We start from the raw sequence: 14,770 nt of genomic DNA, 5'->3' as shown, positions 1-14,770 counted from the left end.
CCCCTTTGGTATCAGGAAAAGCCAACTCAAGTTGGTCACAAACATTCTGAATCGAGCGATTGCGCAGTAATCCAATCCCTAAAACTAGCCAAACAGCCTGCTCAGCGGGAAAGCGACGTTTACGCAAAGAAGCGCGTCCGGTTTGTTTGACTGCTTCTTCAACCCACTCAAGAGGAATGTGTTTAGAGAATGCGTTGATAGGGTGGTCTTGGCAAAACTCAGCGGTGATGTGTAACTCTTTCAAAAACTCAGACATAAAAAATCGGCCTCAACAATGTTGAGGCCGATTATGAAGCCTGCGTAGGATCGTTCAATGACTTAAAACGATCGGCATTAAGAGAACTCTCGCCTTTTTATCGGGGTAGAAACAACTTATCGGGATAGAAACAACGCCCTATCAGTTAGCTTACTTTCTGCTTTTCCATCAATTCAGAAGCAATCAGTTCAAGCAAGTACGTTTCACGTTGGATCGACAAACCTTGTTTCTCGTTTGTCGCCATGTTGTGCTTGTTGTGACGAATGGCTTCGTGGATATTCATCCAAACAGGCTGCATGCCGTTTTTGATTTCATAGTCCTCAAGCGACATTTCACCCAATTCTTCGTCAATATCACACCAGAAACAGTAAGACATCATGTGCATCACATCAAAATCTGGCTTGTACCAAGGACGGTATTCTTCGTAAGCACCAAACGGGACGATGTTTCGAATGTTTTGCGCCCCCGTCTCTTCCTGAAGTTCCCGGATCAAGCCTTCTACTTCATTCTCATCAGGATCAATGCCGCCACCCGGCAACGAGTAATCTTGATAGCGATCGGTATACAGCAAAAGAATACTCTCTCCACGCACAACAATGGCGCGTGCTGCACGTCGATGAAAAGTGATTTTGTCTTCCAAAGGAAGCGCATCTGGATGGATGCTGCTTTTAATTACTCGCATTCGAATTAAGCCTGCGTATTTCAATCATGGTCAAAGCAACGCATTCGCTGCGTAAAAATCCATCTAAGCAATATGGGCACTTAGACGTTCACGCAGTCTATAGATCCACCATGAGGGTTCAAGCGCTTTCTATGCGTCGCATTCCACACACCATCCTGTTTACATTTCACGGATAACATTTAAGATGCAGCGCACTTTTATTATGTGTCGCGGTGAAATGTACTAGACACATGTCAAAAGGCGCCGTTTTCATCGGGTTTAACGGCGATAACACACATTGAGTGACATCAGGATCCGACGTTGTATTGTTTAAAACTCCGCATTGCGTACTGTTATTCTGGTTTTTTGTTCTAGATTCGTCTTCAAAATACCCCGGGGTTTCGTACATTGTATATAGTTATAAACATTAGCTATTGTTTAATTACTCAAAAAGCGCGCCGATCCCGCAGCTCGACAGAGTTGTTTCCTCATTCTTCATCCTTATATTTTTCGACACGGAGCGAACATCAATGTTGCAAAAAGTCGCCATTGATAGCGTTGAGATTGGCATGTATGTCGAACAAATCGAATCTCAGCGTACCCGCACCCGAATGAAAAAGCCTGGCTTCATCCGCAAGCAAGAAACCATCGAAAACCTCAGAGGCAAAGGCGTTGAATATGTTTACATCGACGCAGATCAAGTCACCACAACGGAAGACATTCAATACCATGCAACGCCAATCGGAAAGCATTCCTCCGTCAAAGGAAACAGTGAATTCCGTGTAGCCAAAGACCTCGTAGACAAGTCTAAGGAACAACTGAGCAAGCTATTGAACGATGTCTACGCCAACAAACCTGTCGATATCGAACCCGTAAAAGAAGTCAGTGCTGATATCGTAGATAACATCTTTGAGCGTCGTGAAGCGGTTTTGTGGATTAGCGGTATCCGCGAAAAAAGTGCCTACCTACTTGAGCACTCGATGAATGTTGCCTTTCATTTGGTTAATTTCGGGCGTTATCTGGAACTCGACAGGCAAACCCTAGAAGAATTAGCGATTGGTGGTTTGGTGCATGACATTGGCAAGATTCTTATCCGAGATGAAGTGCTCAACAAACCGGGTAAACTCACCGACGATGAATTTGTGCACATGAAAGAGCACCAAACGCTCTCTCAACCTGTGCTCGACAACATGGCCGAATTATCGTCCACCAGCAAAGACGTAAGCTTGATGCATCACGAAAAGATCGATGGAAACGGGTATCCAAACGGCTTAAAGGGCGAACAGCTCACCTTGATTGGTCGCATGTCAGGCATTGTTGATATCTACGATGCACTAACGGCTGAGCGTGTCTATAAACCCGCCCTTTCGCCCTCTGAAGCGTTCAAGATCATGATTGGATTAACGCCCTTTCATCTCGATTCCGACCTGCTGAAGAAGTTCATTCGCTGCATCGGTTTCTACCCTATCGGTTCTGTTGTTGAACTCAGTAATGGGCGGATTGGCTTGGTCTGCAATGAGAACCCTGACGATTTAATGACCCCAACCGTGAAGCTTTTTTACTCAGGCCGTACAGAATCATTTCGCGAAGTCGAATACATCGATTTGAAAAAACGCCCCGACCTGAAGATTGTGCGTGGCCTCACGGAAGCGAAACTCAAAACATCTTTTAAAGAATTCCGCTAAAAAGACTCTGATTACCGCGCTTTTTGTTGTTTTCAGCATCAAACGAACCCGCCCTACCATCTTTCTCCATGACCGCAGCACACTATTTGCCTATAATGATGCGCTCATTTACTCGTGGAATAAGAAAAATGCGAATTTGTGCCGTCGATTTAAAAAGCAACGAAGCGAACATCTGCCTCATTGAATTGGACCAAGGTCTGTTTGAAGTGCCGGATTGCCGCGCGCGTAAATTCACTATTACTAACGCATCTGACACTGAGCAAATGCGTCACTTCCAACAGTCTTTTGCAAAATTGATGGAAGACTACAAAGTCGACAAAATTGTTATTCGTGATCGCCCAATGAAGGGGAAGTTCGCAGGTAGCGCCATTGGCTTCAAACTGGAAGCCGCTATGCAGCTAATCGATAACATGGATTGTGTCGTTTTCACGTCTAGCGAAATGAAAGAGTCTCTCAAGCGTACCCCTGTATTGGTGTCGCTAAAAGAAATCGGTTTGAAGCAGTTCCAAGAACAAGCATTCATGACCGGTTGCGCATACTTGAACAAGTAAGTCGCAACACCGTGAAAAACAGGCTGTCTCGTGCAGCCTGTTTGCTGTAAGCCCTCTCCAGTTTTCTTTCTCAATCCTTCCACCGCATAAATTGATTCACCGTCTTACCGTTGAGTTCCGTTTATGGCTACTTTTACCGTTATCCAATGTTATTGTTACTGCATCTTCAGTGACGGATGTAGGCAAATGGACAACGTCAACACACTCAGACAACAAGCGCGGCTTTCCCGTGATCCTCGATTTGATGGCGTGTTTTATATCGGTGTGCTTTCGACAGGTATATACTGCCGTCCTATTTGCCCTGCACCCACACCAAAAGAAGAAAACATCCGGTATTTTGATTCCGCGATTGAAGCATCAGCCCAAGGGTTTCGACCTTGCTTACGTTGTCGTCCAGACAGTGCTCCGGGTTCACCCGCGTGGATCGGAAAAGAAACAACGCTAAAACGCGCCCTAGGGTTGATTCAAGCAGGCTTTTTACAAGAAAACGCCATTCCAGCACTCGCAGAAAAACTCGGCGTGACAGATCGCTACCTAAGAAAACTGTTCACGGAAACACTGGGGTGTTCGCCAAAGCAATACGCGCTGTACCAACAAATTTTGTTTTCGAAAAAGCTGCTTCACGAAACCCATCTTTCTGTCACTGACATTGCATTTGCTGCTGGCTTTAACAGTGTTCGCCGCTTTAACGATTGCTTCCAACTACAAATGCAATTATCGCCAACACAAGTCAGGCGCAAGAAAACACACCACTCTGATGCCATCTGTTTGATGCTCTCTTTCCGCCCTCCTTTCAATTGGCAGGCGTTCCATGATTTTGTGAACACAAGACAGATAACAGGCATGGAGTGGCTAAATGATAATAGCTACGGTAGATCCTTTATCTATTTGGATACAAAAGGTGAATTTACAGCCACCTTGAACCCGGATAAGCATGCAATTTCGATTGAATTGACGCTCGATAATCCAAAGTATTTGTACTTAATCATCAATAGAATCAAACGCATTTTTGATGTCGATGCGAATCAGACCGTCATAGATTCGGTGCTCGCTGATGTCCTCTCAGCACACGAAGACGTGCCACTCGGCGTAAGAATCCCTGGTGTATGGAATGTGTTTGAGGCGGGCGTGAGAAGTCTTTGCGGTGAGTCGATAGACACTCATCGAGATCATGTCGATGACAGCCTCTCAACACTTACACGTGTCGTACAGTGCTCTCAAACGTACTTGGGCGGTGAGGAAAACGTTCAAACAACAACGTATTTTCCAACGCCTGATGCGCTATTTTCAGCACTTTCGCCGCATGGCGAACACGCAAATAGTGCAGCGATCAATGACATCAACGAAACGTTAGGAGAAAAACTTATCGCATGGGCGAAATTTTGTATCGAACACCCCGATCTTGATGCTCAACGTGATTTTTGTGATTCACCACTTTCAAGTCAACAAAAAGGCTACACCTTGCTGCGTGGCTTTGGGCTGCCCGACCTTGCACTGTCTCTTGATGACGGCGATGAAACACTGAATGGCAACGCGAAAAGCCGAATGGATAACGCTATTCCTTGGCGAAGCTATCTCGCGCTGACACTTGCAAACAAAGACAACTGAAACACGCACTCTGCCCATATACCTATTTCTGCCAGGGTTCGCTCTGACCAACGGAAGAGAAGAAGGAATTGACCATGACAAATTATCGCTACGAATACGACTCTCCACTTGGCGTGATTATTCTGACTGCATCCGAGAAAGGTCTAACGTCGCTCACGTTACCAAACTATAAATATGACATTCCAACATCAGAGGATGACGTTATTGCTCACGAGCCCTTTGAAACTGTCATTGCCCAGCTCGATCGCTACTTTGCAGGCGAGGCGATTGAATTTGATGTGCCGCTTGATTTGTTAGGTACGGATTTCCAATGCACTGTGTGGAAAGCGCTACAAACCATCCCTGCCGGTGAAACATTGAGTTACGGCGAACTGGCACAACGTATTGAGCGCCCTACCGCTTCTCGCGCTGTTGGCGCTGCTAATGGACAAAATCCCGTGTCCATTATCGTGCCGTGTCATCGTGTGATTGGTAAAAATGGCACATTAACAGGGTATGCGAGCGGCCTAGATGCAAAGCAATGGTTGCTAAAACATGAGCAAAAAATGGCCGCCGATACCTTTAGCTTATCGCCACTAACGTCCGTTGAGCCAACAGCTTAATAAAACGCATGGGTGTAATGCGATAACCCAAGTGAAGATAAAAGCCATGTGCCTCTTCTCGGCTAATGTGGCTGGTGACTTCAACGCGCAGACATTGTCGCGCGTTGAAGTAGGTTTCCGCATAATCGAGTAACTGTCGACCCACTGAGAGCTCTCGGAAGTTCTCATCGACCACCAGCGCTGAAATTCGCCCCCACGGCATTGCATCATGCACCACATCGACAATATGAACCGTGATAAAACCCACTACCACACCACACAATTCTGCCACCAAGATGTCGCCATTTTCACTGTCCAGTACACGGGCTAAACGTTCTTCCGTTTCAGAGAGCGACGCTGGGTAGCCCAGCGTCTCGCAGAGCGCGCAAATGCGCTCTGCATCGTGACGGGTTGCTTGTCGAATATCCATCTCAAACTGCCCTGCTTAGTTGTTGGCTGTTTTGGTTGATTGTGGAGAGGCTTTTAAGCTAACACGGCGGTCAAAGAAATAGCCTTCGCGGTCGCCTTCCGTTTCAATCGCTAACTGCGCACCGTATGCCGTTTGAATCAATTGCTCTGGTGCAACACCTTGAGAGACAAGGTACTGATACACTGACTCGACGCGCTTTTGTGAAAGCTGCAAGTTGTAGTCTTGATTCCCGCGAACATCCGCATGTCCTTCAAGATCCCAGAACATGTCAGGTTGTTGGCGCATCAAGAAGGCGATTTCATCAAGTTGGTACTGGAAGTGCGGTTCAATCTCCGCTGAGTTAGTGCGAAACTGAATGTCCATCGCCAGTTCTAGCTCAATGTTTTTCTCGTTCAACGCAGCTTTAAGGTTGGCGATCTCAACTTGGTTTTGCGCATACAATTCGCTCACTTCTTCTAGCTCGAGGTTACGCTGGCTCATGCTGGCAATCACGTCATCTTGCTCTTGGCTGTAGTCTTCGAAGCTCACAAGCTGACCAATCAAACCACCGACGAGAGCCCCCGCCACTGCGCCAACAGGGCCACCAACCACTGCGCCCAATGCCGCACCGCCACCGAAACCAATCGCGCCGATGTTTTCATCACGGTCAGTCGACGTTGTGTGACCAGACGCGAATGCCGTTGATGTTGCCATCGGAATAGTAAGCGCCAGTGCGATCAAAGTTTTGTTCATCTTTTTCATGGTGAATTCCTCATCCGTTTAGGTGTTAACGTTTTTTGCTTGGGTTCGGTATGAACCGGTTACTGCGTTAATGTGTGTTTCGATGAGTTCATTAAACCAAGGTAAAATGGCAAGCTTTGGGAACAAATCGGGCAATGTGCCGATCAAATGTGGCAAAAAAATGGCTTTTCACTTATGACGCATTTCCCCCCTTTTTCATGGCATGATTTCGGGTATAGTCAAACCAACTACTGATTGATTACCAGAGAAAAAATGAAACGTATTGCTATCGTAGAAGATGAACCCGCTATCCGAGAAAACTATGCGGATGTGCTCCGCAAGCAAGGTTATGCGGTATCACCTTATGCCAACCGACAAGATGCGGAAGATGGCTTTAAGCAACGCCTGCCCGATTTGGCGATCATTGATATTGGCCTTGCTGATGAAATCGATGGTGGGTTTCACCTCTGCCAATCTCTACGTGCAATGTCAGCCACCATTCCCATTATTTTCTTAACCGCGCGTGACAGTGATATTGATACCGTTGTGGGCCTTCGCATGGGCGCGGATGACTACTTAACAAAAGACATTAGCCTGCCACACTTGATGGCGCGTATTGCTGCACTCTTTCGTCGCAGTGAATTACTGAGCCAAGCAGCGACAGACACAGAATCTCTGCTTGAGCGAGAAAAACTGACACTCGATCTCAACCGCATGCAGGTTAAATGGGATGATCAGACCGTTGATCTCACCGTCACAGAATTTTGGCTGGTGCATGCCTTGGCTAAGCGGCCTGGCCACGTAAGAAGCCGCCAAGATTTGATGCAAGAGGCACATGTGGTTGTCGACGACAGCACCATCACTTCACACGTAAAACGTATTCGTAAAAAATTTATCGCGTTGGATAGTAACTTTGACCACATCGATACGGTGTATGGCATGGGCTACCGCTGGGATAGCAACAAATGACATCGCTGATTGAGCGCGTGCTTCGCTGGGCATCAGGCATTCGCACCAAAGTCGTTTTGCTCTCAGGTTTACTGCTTTTGTTGCCATTTATTGGTTACAACTACGTGTGGGAACTTGAGAATGTGCTTCGCCAAGGCCAAGAACAAACCGTGATGGGGTCAGCGCGAGCATTCTCAATGGCGCTTAATCAGCAACCTCGCTTATTTGAACGCCAACGCTTTACGAAACCACGTTTAGACGATGGCAAAGACCTGTATGCCTTTGACCTCAATTCGCATATCGATATAGATGGCAGCCCCCTTGATTGGGAGCGCTACCGCGAGCATTTTAAACCCTACACATCAAAGCACGTGATCTTCAGCAAGAACACCTACAGGCCTGACAACATTAAGTTTGATTTGGTCATGGGGAGTGACGGTGACGATGTGTATGCCCTACTTGATGTAACCGATGCGACCCCAGTATTAAAACGCAAAGGGACCAGTCGCATTGACAGAAACGACCACCTAATAGTGGCGTTAACCACCCCAAAAGGCGACCTTAAACGTTACGCCGTCACTGCAACACAAAGCGGACGTGCACACGTTGATTTAATTGAAGATTCTATTCTTTCAGAGGACGGCGTTTTTCCTTCAAATGCAATAAACGCGTGGTGGCAGGAAACCTCGACAGGTCATGTCATTGAATTGGCAATTCCCAACTGGCTCGTGGGCGAAAAATTGGGGTTAGCGTTTTATAACGTTAACGACCCATTCAATCGAGAAATAGAAACCATCATTGCAACATCCAATCCCAAGAACGCCGAAACCCTAGGCACGTTACTCACGCCATCACCTGCACTGGAAAGCGTGCTCAATACCATCAACGATGATGGTTCACGGGTTTGGGTTGTCGATCGTCATGCCCGCGTATTGGCCAAAAGTGGCGACCTGCAAACCGCCAATGGCGTATGGGAAACCACCGTTGAATATCAAGAGCCGCCGAACGGTATCATGGGCTGGCTGCAAACCCACATACTCAACCCGCTTTACTACCAATGGCTTGAGCGCCCTCCAGAATCTATCGTTGATACGATGCAGAATGCAGCGGTGTTTCGCGGCATCGAAGTGCAACAAGCACTATTGGGTCGACCTTACGCGAATTGGCGATTAACGCCGGACCAAGGGGCCATGATCTTATCAGCGGCTTACCCCATCAAGATCAACAATCAAGTGGTTGGCGCAGTGGTTGTTGAAGAGAACACCAAGGGCATCAAGACACTGCGCAACAAAGCCTTAGAGCAGTTGTTTAATGTATTACTGGCGGTAATTTGTATTGGGGTTGTGGTCTTACTGTTATTCGGTTCACACATTTCACGCCGTGTGAGGAAACTCAGGGATGATGCAGAGAGCGCCATCGACCCGCAAGGACGTGTTCGCCACCAGCTTTCTCCTGCGCAAAGTAAAGACGAAATTGGCGACCTCTCTCGCACGCTGTCTAACATGGTTAATCGACAATCCGAGTACAACAGCTACCTAGAAAAAATGTCCTCCAGCCTGTCTCACGAACTTCGAACGCCAGTGGCGGTTGTGCGTTCTTCTTTGGAGAACCTTTCCTTCGTCACCACGGATGATGATCAGCAACGCTATATTGATCGCGCTCAAGAAGGTGTTTCTCGATTGGCGACCATTTTATCCAGCATGACGGAAGCGACACGTTTAGAACAAAGCTTTAACCACGCAGATACGCAGGCGTTTCCGCTTGATGAAGTGATCAAAGGGTGCGTTCAAGGCTATGAATATGCGTATCCGGAACACGTATTCACGATTGATGTTTCCACACAATCAAACGGTTACGTAATGCTTGGTGTGCCTGAGTACATTGCTCAATTACTCGATAAATTGGTTGCCAATGCCGCTGAATTTCGCGCACCAGAGACAGCAATTACGGTTCAGCTCAACCGTGTTGATAGCCGCGCCTGCATCACAGTTTCAAATTTTGGGCCAACCCTGCCTAAAAATATGGGAAATCAATTGCTCAATTCCATGGTCTCTGTTCGGGAGGAAAAACAAAAGTCCGATAAGCCGCATTTAGGTTTAGGCCTTTATATCGCGCGTTTAGTGTCGGAGTTCCATGGTGGAGAGCTCTCTATCCAAAACTTGCAGACACAGAACGGTGTAAGCGTGTCGGTGTGGCTTCCTCTTTCACCCAAGTAACGAGAAATTCACCCAAATAGAGAAACCCATAGCCCATGAAAACGGCAAGGAGAAACGATGAAGATCTATGAAAAAGGCCCTGCGCCCAGCGCTCGACGTGTCAGTCTGTTTCTTGCAGAGAAGAACATTGAAATTCCACGTGTCAATGTGGACATCGGTGGCGGTGAAAACCTTTCCGACGAATTTGCTGCACTGAGCCTGAATAAAAAGATCCCGGTATTGGCATTGGATGACGGCACGAGCCTGTGTGAGTCCATGGCGATTTGCCGATACATTGATGCCGCCTTCCCCACAAACAATCACCTTTTTGGTGATACGCCTATAGCGATCGGACAAGTCGAAATGTGGAACCGTATTGTAGAGCTGGATGGTTTATTTCCTGCGTTTCAGGCATTTCGAAACATCACCGGCATTTACGACGACAGAGAGCGTTGCGTACCCGCGTGGGGAGAAGAGTCAAAACAACGTGTGATTGAGTTCCTGCCGCGTTTAGAAGCACGATTGGAGCACTCTGCATATACCCAAACAACCTGAAGATGCTCGATTTCAGAGGCCATCAGTGCGTTCAGTTCAAGGCAAATTCTTGTAGAAATAGTCATTCTATTTCACAGGAATTTAACGATGAAGTGGACGCACTGAGGGCCTCCCTTCGGGCGAGTTTACTGACGCCATGCTCGGTGTTATCCCTTTTTGATGGAGAACACTACATCGGCAAAGGGACGCCTAGATCATAACGTCAGTAAACCTCGCTGAATCCTGTATCTTCAGGTTGTTTGGGTATATATCGCTGGTGACACATTTACGGTTGCGGATATCACCGCGTTTGTCATGTGTGGTTTTATAAAAAACCTCGATATACACATTGATGACAACTTGCCAGCGCTTCAGAAATGGCAACAGCGTGTGGCTGAACGCCCTGCCTTTGCGAATGCCTAAACTACGCTTGCCTACGCCCTGATGGGGCTAAAATGCGAAAAGCCATCGAAAGATGGCTTTTTTTATGGCAGCGTTTCAAACTCGATGAAGACTTGGTTGCCTTGGTATTCCACTTTAGAAATCGTGCCATCGACGGTGATTGATGTGCGTACCGTGACAGGACCAGAAGAAGTAGAAACGCCTCGAAGGGCTTTTAAGCTTGGAAGCGATTGATCAGGTTCGATGCCGATTTCTTTGCAAAAACGGTAAACAAAGCCTTGCTCCAGAGGCACGTCGCCTCTCAGTACACGGGAAAAATCCAATTGATTGATGCCTAAGCGCTTCGCCATCTCAATTTGAGTGATTCTCAACTTGGCTTTGTAAGACATCCAAGCATCGTAAAGTGTTTGTCTGTCTTGATAAGTGAATTCCATATATCCGCCTTCTTACTGCTTAACGCGATGTAGCACCAATAGTAATCAAGATCGGCCAAAACTGTGTCAGATTCCCGTAAGGGGACGGTAAGCGCTTGTCGTTAATGCGAGTCTCAGCTATGTTATGCACGTTTTGAGGTTTAAATTCTACAGAGAGTCAGCATGAGCCAAAACTTAGCCCTATTGCCACCCGATGAAAAACAGATGATCGAGCTTGATAAGCAAGCCTCATACGCCGTATGGCAGGTGAAAAACGGGGTGGCAGAACGCGGTATTCTTTTACAGCAAGCACAGGCGCAAACTGAAGATAGCATGCGCGAGCATTTTGAACACTGTGTGGAAAAATATTCAAAAATCATGGGGCTATAATTGCCCCATTTTTATTTAATTTATAAATATCTGACAGTTATATTGGCGTTTTCATCACCCGTGACATTGTGACAGTGTCACTCAATCAACGCTTTGTTAGTAACGCCACGTACTTGTTGCTGTCATCACAATAGACAATTCGGCAGTTAAAGTTCTTACTTTCCGCTACACGCCTTAGCGTTGACATACCAATGTCAAACCACGGCATTTCTTCACTCACCCTTCCATCAAACTCAAACGTCAAATGGCGAGTACGGTAACCTTCATAGCGAAGGTTTTCTGAGCTTAGGATCAATCGCCCGCCCGGGTACAAATTACGATGGGCAAGATCCAGAAAATGGAAGAAATTGCGGATATTCCCGAGTTGACCCACGACGCCACGTAAAGCGAGCCATGTGAAGGTGCGATCGAACATAGGATGTTGATCAAAAAGATGACCGCAGATAACGGACGGGACGCCTCGCTGATGCATGATGGCACACGCAATAGGAGAACTGTCTATTGACGTTACTTTTATACCTTTTGCCACGAGGTACAGCGAATGCTCTCCGCTGCTTGCTCCGATGTTCAGAACACTTCGTCGGCAGTAAGACAACGCGATGCGATCTGTCGCCACATCTTCTGGTCGTCGAAAGAAATCAGATGTTGGGATCACTGATGTACCATTGTTTTCCCTAACAATGAGTTTCCCTGATTTATTACCGTTGTAATAGCTGGCTAGCGCAGTACCGAAAACTTCCACAACACTCTGCATGGTAAATCCCTCTGTTATACAACTAAGAGAATACTCTGATGCAATACAAAGAACTGTCTCAATAAAAAAACAACTGCACTATATCAGCAGAAAGTTCTAATACTCGCTTAGAGCAATAAGAGTCACTGTGTTTTTAGTTGCGATTTACGAGCACGTTTTCGTGCCCTTTTATTGTGATACATGGTTTTATCAGCGTCGTTAAGCCATTGTTCTGCCGTAATAACTTCGTCACTAAGATCATAAGCACCGAGACTCAAGGACACCTTCATGTCACCGGGTAAGCTTATGTCGTGTATGTCACTGCACAATCGCTCAAGAATTTGCACGACATCTTCTTGTGAAGTATGACGAAGCAAAACGATGAATTCGTCGCCGCCAATACGTCCCGCTACATCGGTGTCACGAATATGACTGGTTAGGTGTTTTGCGATAGCACATAGCACTTTGTCACCAACATCATGCCCCAATGTATCGTTGATACCTTTAAATCCATCCGCATCAATGTAAACAAGAACAGAAGGGTCATTAGTTTGTTTAAAGCGCTGAAAACTCTCTTGAATATCCGTCATGATCGCATGGCGTGACTTCAAGCCCGTGAGGGAATCATAATCAACAAGCTCTTTCAGCTTCTTCGCCATAACAACCATATTGTCGCGCTGGCTAATTTCAGCAGTGATGTCGGTTGATGTACCCACGCGGTAGATTAATTCGCCATTACTATCAAAAACGCAATGCCCACTGTCGCGCAAATGTTTGACGCGTCCATCATCAAACAGCAAGCGATAATTAATACTCCAGGAGTCACCGGATGTATTAAAACGAATGGATTCAGCAATTTCCCTGTCTGCAGGGTGTACTTTATCGAGAAAAGAACGCGCGTCACTGTATAGTTTGTCGACCGATTCTTCCCACACACTGCGATAGCATTTATTCGCGTAAAGCACGCGTTGCGGATCAGCGCCCGACATCCATACAACAGAACTGATGTTTTCTGCGATGGCACGAAAACGACGTTCAGACGTGGCAATGACGTTTTGCAATTGCTTTTCTTCGTGAATATCAATAACCGCAATGACATAACGAACGTTATCATTGGCAGAATCACATTCTGAATCAGTGGTGAGCGAGACAAAAACACGCACCCAGATCTGATGACCGTCTTTGTGTATGTAACGCTTATCAACGCTATATTGTTTGTCTATGTGACATTTAAGGTTGTTGCGAAGCGGTGTTTCACTGTTAGCGTCTGGCGCAAACGTCACATCCGCCTCCATGCGATCCACTAGCGACGCTTCGTCGTAACCCAATAATTCACAGAAAGCACGGTTAGCCCCAACAAATATTCCGTATTCGTCCAGCATTGCCATGCTGACTGGCAGCTGCTCAAGGAACGCTTTTCCTTGTTCGAGTGCTCGACGTTTAGGCTCCACTGTATTTTGCGATAGCGGTGAAAGCACAACGACATAACTGGGGGATGGAAATGTGGTGGCAACATTTGCTTTGAAACGATACCGCATCTTTGTTTGATGCAATGTAATGTCAAAAGAAAAGGGTTCATTAGGGATCGAGCTAGGAAGCTCTGAAAAATACGCGTTCAATGCAGTCCAAACATCTTCAGCCACATAGTCGTTAAAAACGGGTCGTGATGGATGGATATTAAAAAGCAGGTCACACTCTGCATTTCGATGAACAATTTCACCGAAATCGTTGAGAAGAATCATGGGAACCGGTGCCATATCGAAATACGGCTGGCACGGCTGGTTAGTTATCTGAAACATCCTCGTCCATCGCGTCCTATAAGTTTTGAGCCAAAAAAACTGAGCCATTGTCAAGAAACGACCGAATTCTCAAGCTATTCACTCAACCACCATACTAGCGATGAAACGTATAGACATTTGTCTCTGTTTTGCGTCGAACGCATACTTTTCAAAGAGGCTTAGGATAAGGGAGGTGCCCTACTTTTACCCAAAGCAAGGTATCTTCCTCGGCATAAGGGTTATATTCAAACATGTGCGGGTTTCTGATCCAGGTGCCAGATCGGTAATGACCAAACTCATCGCGATACTCCCCACTCAGCACTAATACCTCTTCACCGCAAAAGTGTGAGATAGAAAAAAAGTGCTGACCAGCAGGCCAACGAATCAACGCAACCTGCTCTCCATTGAATTCATGGAGCAACAGCATTTTCAATTTGCCCTGCCCGTTTACCCATTCCGCATCGCGCGTATTTATTTGTACTTGATGCGTATCATTCGGAGAGAACTGATGAAGTTTTACCAATAAGGTGCACCCCAAACGGCTAAAAGGCGCGTGAGATGTTCCTGGCGGATTGCGAAGATAGGTGCCCGTTGGATAGTCACCATACTCGTCAGAAAATACGCCATCGAGCACAAATATCTCTTCACCCATGGGGTGCTGATGAAGGGAAAAGGCGCTGTTGGGGACGTACTTCACAATACTGGTGGCGTGTCCCCGCTCAGCATCTTCTCGTGCTAACGGTTTTCTAAACACACCTTCAGCGGGCGATGGTTGCCAATCGAGCGATTGGGTATCAATAATGACGCGTTTATCAAACTGCATGTTCAGCATAAGACAGTCCTCAAACTGAAGGAAACATGAACGTTTATTTGACACATTCCCAC

The 14,770-nt window shown here is 46.6% G+C and carries 16 protein-coding genes and 1 pseudogene; 9 read left to right on the top strand and 8 right to left on the bottom strand.

Annotation, left to right across the window (positions count from 1 at the left end; translation table 11 throughout):
- On the bottom strand, positions 1-256 hold a 256-nt coding region (locus tag BM082_RS01440; RefSeq protein WP_208862508.1), incomplete at its 3' end, for a transposase domain-containing protein.
- Positions 257-401: 145 nt separating this feature from the next.
- Positions 402-938: an NUDIX domain-containing protein gene (locus BM082_RS01435; RefSeq protein WP_017011115.1), complete on the bottom strand. Its 537-nt coding sequence runs from the start codon at positions 936-938 to the stop codon at positions 402-404.
- 509 nt (positions 939-1,447) lie between these two features.
- On the opposite strand from BM082_RS01435, the gene BM082_RS01430 reads away from it, so the two are divergent.
- From BM082_RS01430 to BM082_RS01415, 4 genes are all read left to right on the top strand, one after another.
- Positions 1,448-2,602 carry a cyclic di-GMP phosphodiesterase gene (locus tag BM082_RS01430; RefSeq protein WP_017016203.1) on the top strand — a complete coding sequence of 385 codons (1,155 nt, stop codon included), beginning with the start codon at positions 1,448-1,450 and terminating at the stop codon, positions 2,600-2,602.
- A gap of 128 nt (positions 2,603-2,730) precedes the next feature.
- Positions 2,731-3,153: a DUF3010 family protein gene (locus BM082_RS01425; RefSeq protein ID WP_017011117.1), complete on the top strand. Its 423-nt coding sequence runs from the start codon at positions 2,731-2,733 to the stop codon at positions 3,151-3,153.
- A 186-nt stretch (positions 3,154-3,339) separates the two neighbouring features.
- Complete coding sequence (locus BM082_RS01420) at positions 3,340-4,761, top strand: DNA-3-methyladenine glycosylase 2 family protein (protein ID WP_017016204.1); 1,422 nt, start codon at positions 3,340-3,342, stop codon at positions 4,759-4,761.
- A gap of 74 nt (positions 4,762-4,835) precedes the next feature.
- Entirely contained in the window at positions 4,836-5,363 is a 528-nt protein-coding gene (locus tag BM082_RS01415; protein WP_017016205.1) for a methylated-DNA--[protein]-cysteine S-methyltransferase, read from the top strand.
- Here the strand turns inward: BM082_RS01415 and BM082_RS01410 are convergent.
- Both BM082_RS01410 and pdsO read right to left on the bottom strand, forming a co-directional pair.
- Positions 5,323-5,772, bottom strand: a complete 450-nt coding sequence (locus BM082_RS01410) for a GNAT family N-acetyltransferase (RefSeq protein ID WP_017015533.1) — start codon at positions 5,770-5,772, stop codon at positions 5,323-5,325. The genes BM082_RS01415 and BM082_RS01410 overlap by 41 nt on opposite strands.
- Positions 5,773-5,787: 15 nt before the next feature.
- The gene (pdsO, locus tag BM082_RS01405; RefSeq protein ID WP_017011121.1) at positions 5,788-6,513 is read right to left on the bottom strand and encodes a sortase-associated OmpA-like protein PdsO; all 726 of its coding nucleotides are present in this window, start codon (positions 6,511-6,513) and stop codon (positions 5,788-5,790) included.
- A 252-nt stretch (positions 6,514-6,765) separates the two neighbouring features.
- Between pdsO and pdsR the strand changes: the two genes are divergently transcribed.
- The 4 genes and pseudogenes from pdsR (at position 6,766) to BM082_RS25260 (ending at position 10,592) form a co-directional block, all read left to right on the top strand.
- Positions 6,766-7,461 carry a proteobacterial dedicated sortase system response regulator gene (pdsR, locus tag BM082_RS01400; RefSeq protein WP_017011123.1) on the top strand — a complete coding sequence of 232 codons (696 nt, stop codon included), beginning with the start codon at positions 6,766-6,768 and terminating at the stop codon, positions 7,459-7,461.
- Positions 7,458-9,656, top strand: coding sequence for a proteobacterial dedicated sortase system histidine kinase (gene pdsS / locus BM082_RS01395; protein WP_017016206.1), 2,199 nt, complete (start codon positions 7,458-7,460; stop codon positions 9,654-9,656). Before pdsR ends, pdsS begins: the two co-directional genes overlap by 4 nt.
- A 57-nt stretch (positions 9,657-9,713) precedes the next feature.
- Positions 9,714-10,175, top strand: a pseudogene (locus BM082_RS01390) (glutathione S-transferase N-terminal domain-containing protein); the annotation flags it as partial.
- A gap of 234 nt (positions 10,176-10,409) precedes the next feature.
- Positions 10,410-10,592 carry a glutathione binding-like protein gene (locus BM082_RS25260; protein ID WP_083257315.1) on the top strand — a complete coding sequence of 61 codons (183 nt, stop codon included), beginning with the start codon at positions 10,410-10,412 and terminating at the stop codon, positions 10,590-10,592.
- A 62-nt stretch (positions 10,593-10,654) separates the two neighbouring features.
- Here BM082_RS25260 and BM082_RS01380 read toward each other — a convergent pair whose 3' ends face one another.
- Positions 10,655-11,005, bottom strand: coding sequence for a helix-turn-helix domain-containing protein (locus BM082_RS01380; protein WP_017011127.1), 351 nt, complete (start codon positions 11,003-11,005; stop codon positions 10,655-10,657).
- A 162-nt stretch (positions 11,006-11,167) separates the two neighbouring features.
- Here BM082_RS01380 and BM082_RS01375 point away from each other — a divergent pair, with 162 nt between their 5' ends.
- On the top strand, positions 11,168-11,374 hold the full coding sequence (locus BM082_RS01375; protein ID WP_017011128.1) for a DUF3283 family protein: 207 nt from the start codon (positions 11,168-11,170) through the stop codon (positions 11,372-11,374).
- Between the two features lie 85 nt (positions 11,375-11,459).
- On the opposite strand, the gene BM082_RS01370 is transcribed toward BM082_RS01375, so the two are convergent.
- The 3 genes from BM082_RS01370 to BM082_RS01360 all read right to left on the bottom strand — a co-directional run bounded on the left by BM082_RS01370 (position 11,460) and on the right by BM082_RS01360 (position 14,717).
- Positions 11,460-12,128 carry a methyltransferase domain-containing protein gene (locus tag BM082_RS01370; RefSeq protein ID WP_017011129.1) on the bottom strand — a complete coding sequence of 223 codons (669 nt, stop codon included), beginning with the start codon at positions 12,126-12,128 and terminating at the stop codon, positions 11,460-11,462.
- Positions 12,129-12,250: 122 nt separating this feature from the next.
- Positions 12,251-13,906 (bottom strand): sensor domain-containing diguanylate cyclase, encoded by a 1,656-nt coding sequence (locus BM082_RS01365; RefSeq protein WP_241810451.1) that lies wholly within the window; start codon positions 13,904-13,906, stop codon positions 12,251-12,253.
- Between the two features lie 148 nt (positions 13,907-14,054).
- Positions 14,055-14,717 carry a cupin domain-containing protein gene (locus BM082_RS01360; protein ID WP_017015527.1) on the bottom strand — a complete coding sequence of 221 codons (663 nt, stop codon included), beginning with the start codon at positions 14,715-14,717 and terminating at the stop codon, positions 14,055-14,057.
- Positions 14,718-14,770 lie beyond the last annotated feature (53 nt).

The organism is Enterovibrio norvegicus DSM 15893, assembly GCF_900115495.1.
In the GTDB taxonomy this organism is placed as follows: Bacteria; Pseudomonadota; Gammaproteobacteria; order Enterobacterales; family Vibrionaceae; genus Enterovibrio; species Enterovibrio norvegicus.
Note: the sequence above shows the minus strand (reverse complement) of the source record. Positions and strands in the feature narration are given on the sequence as shown.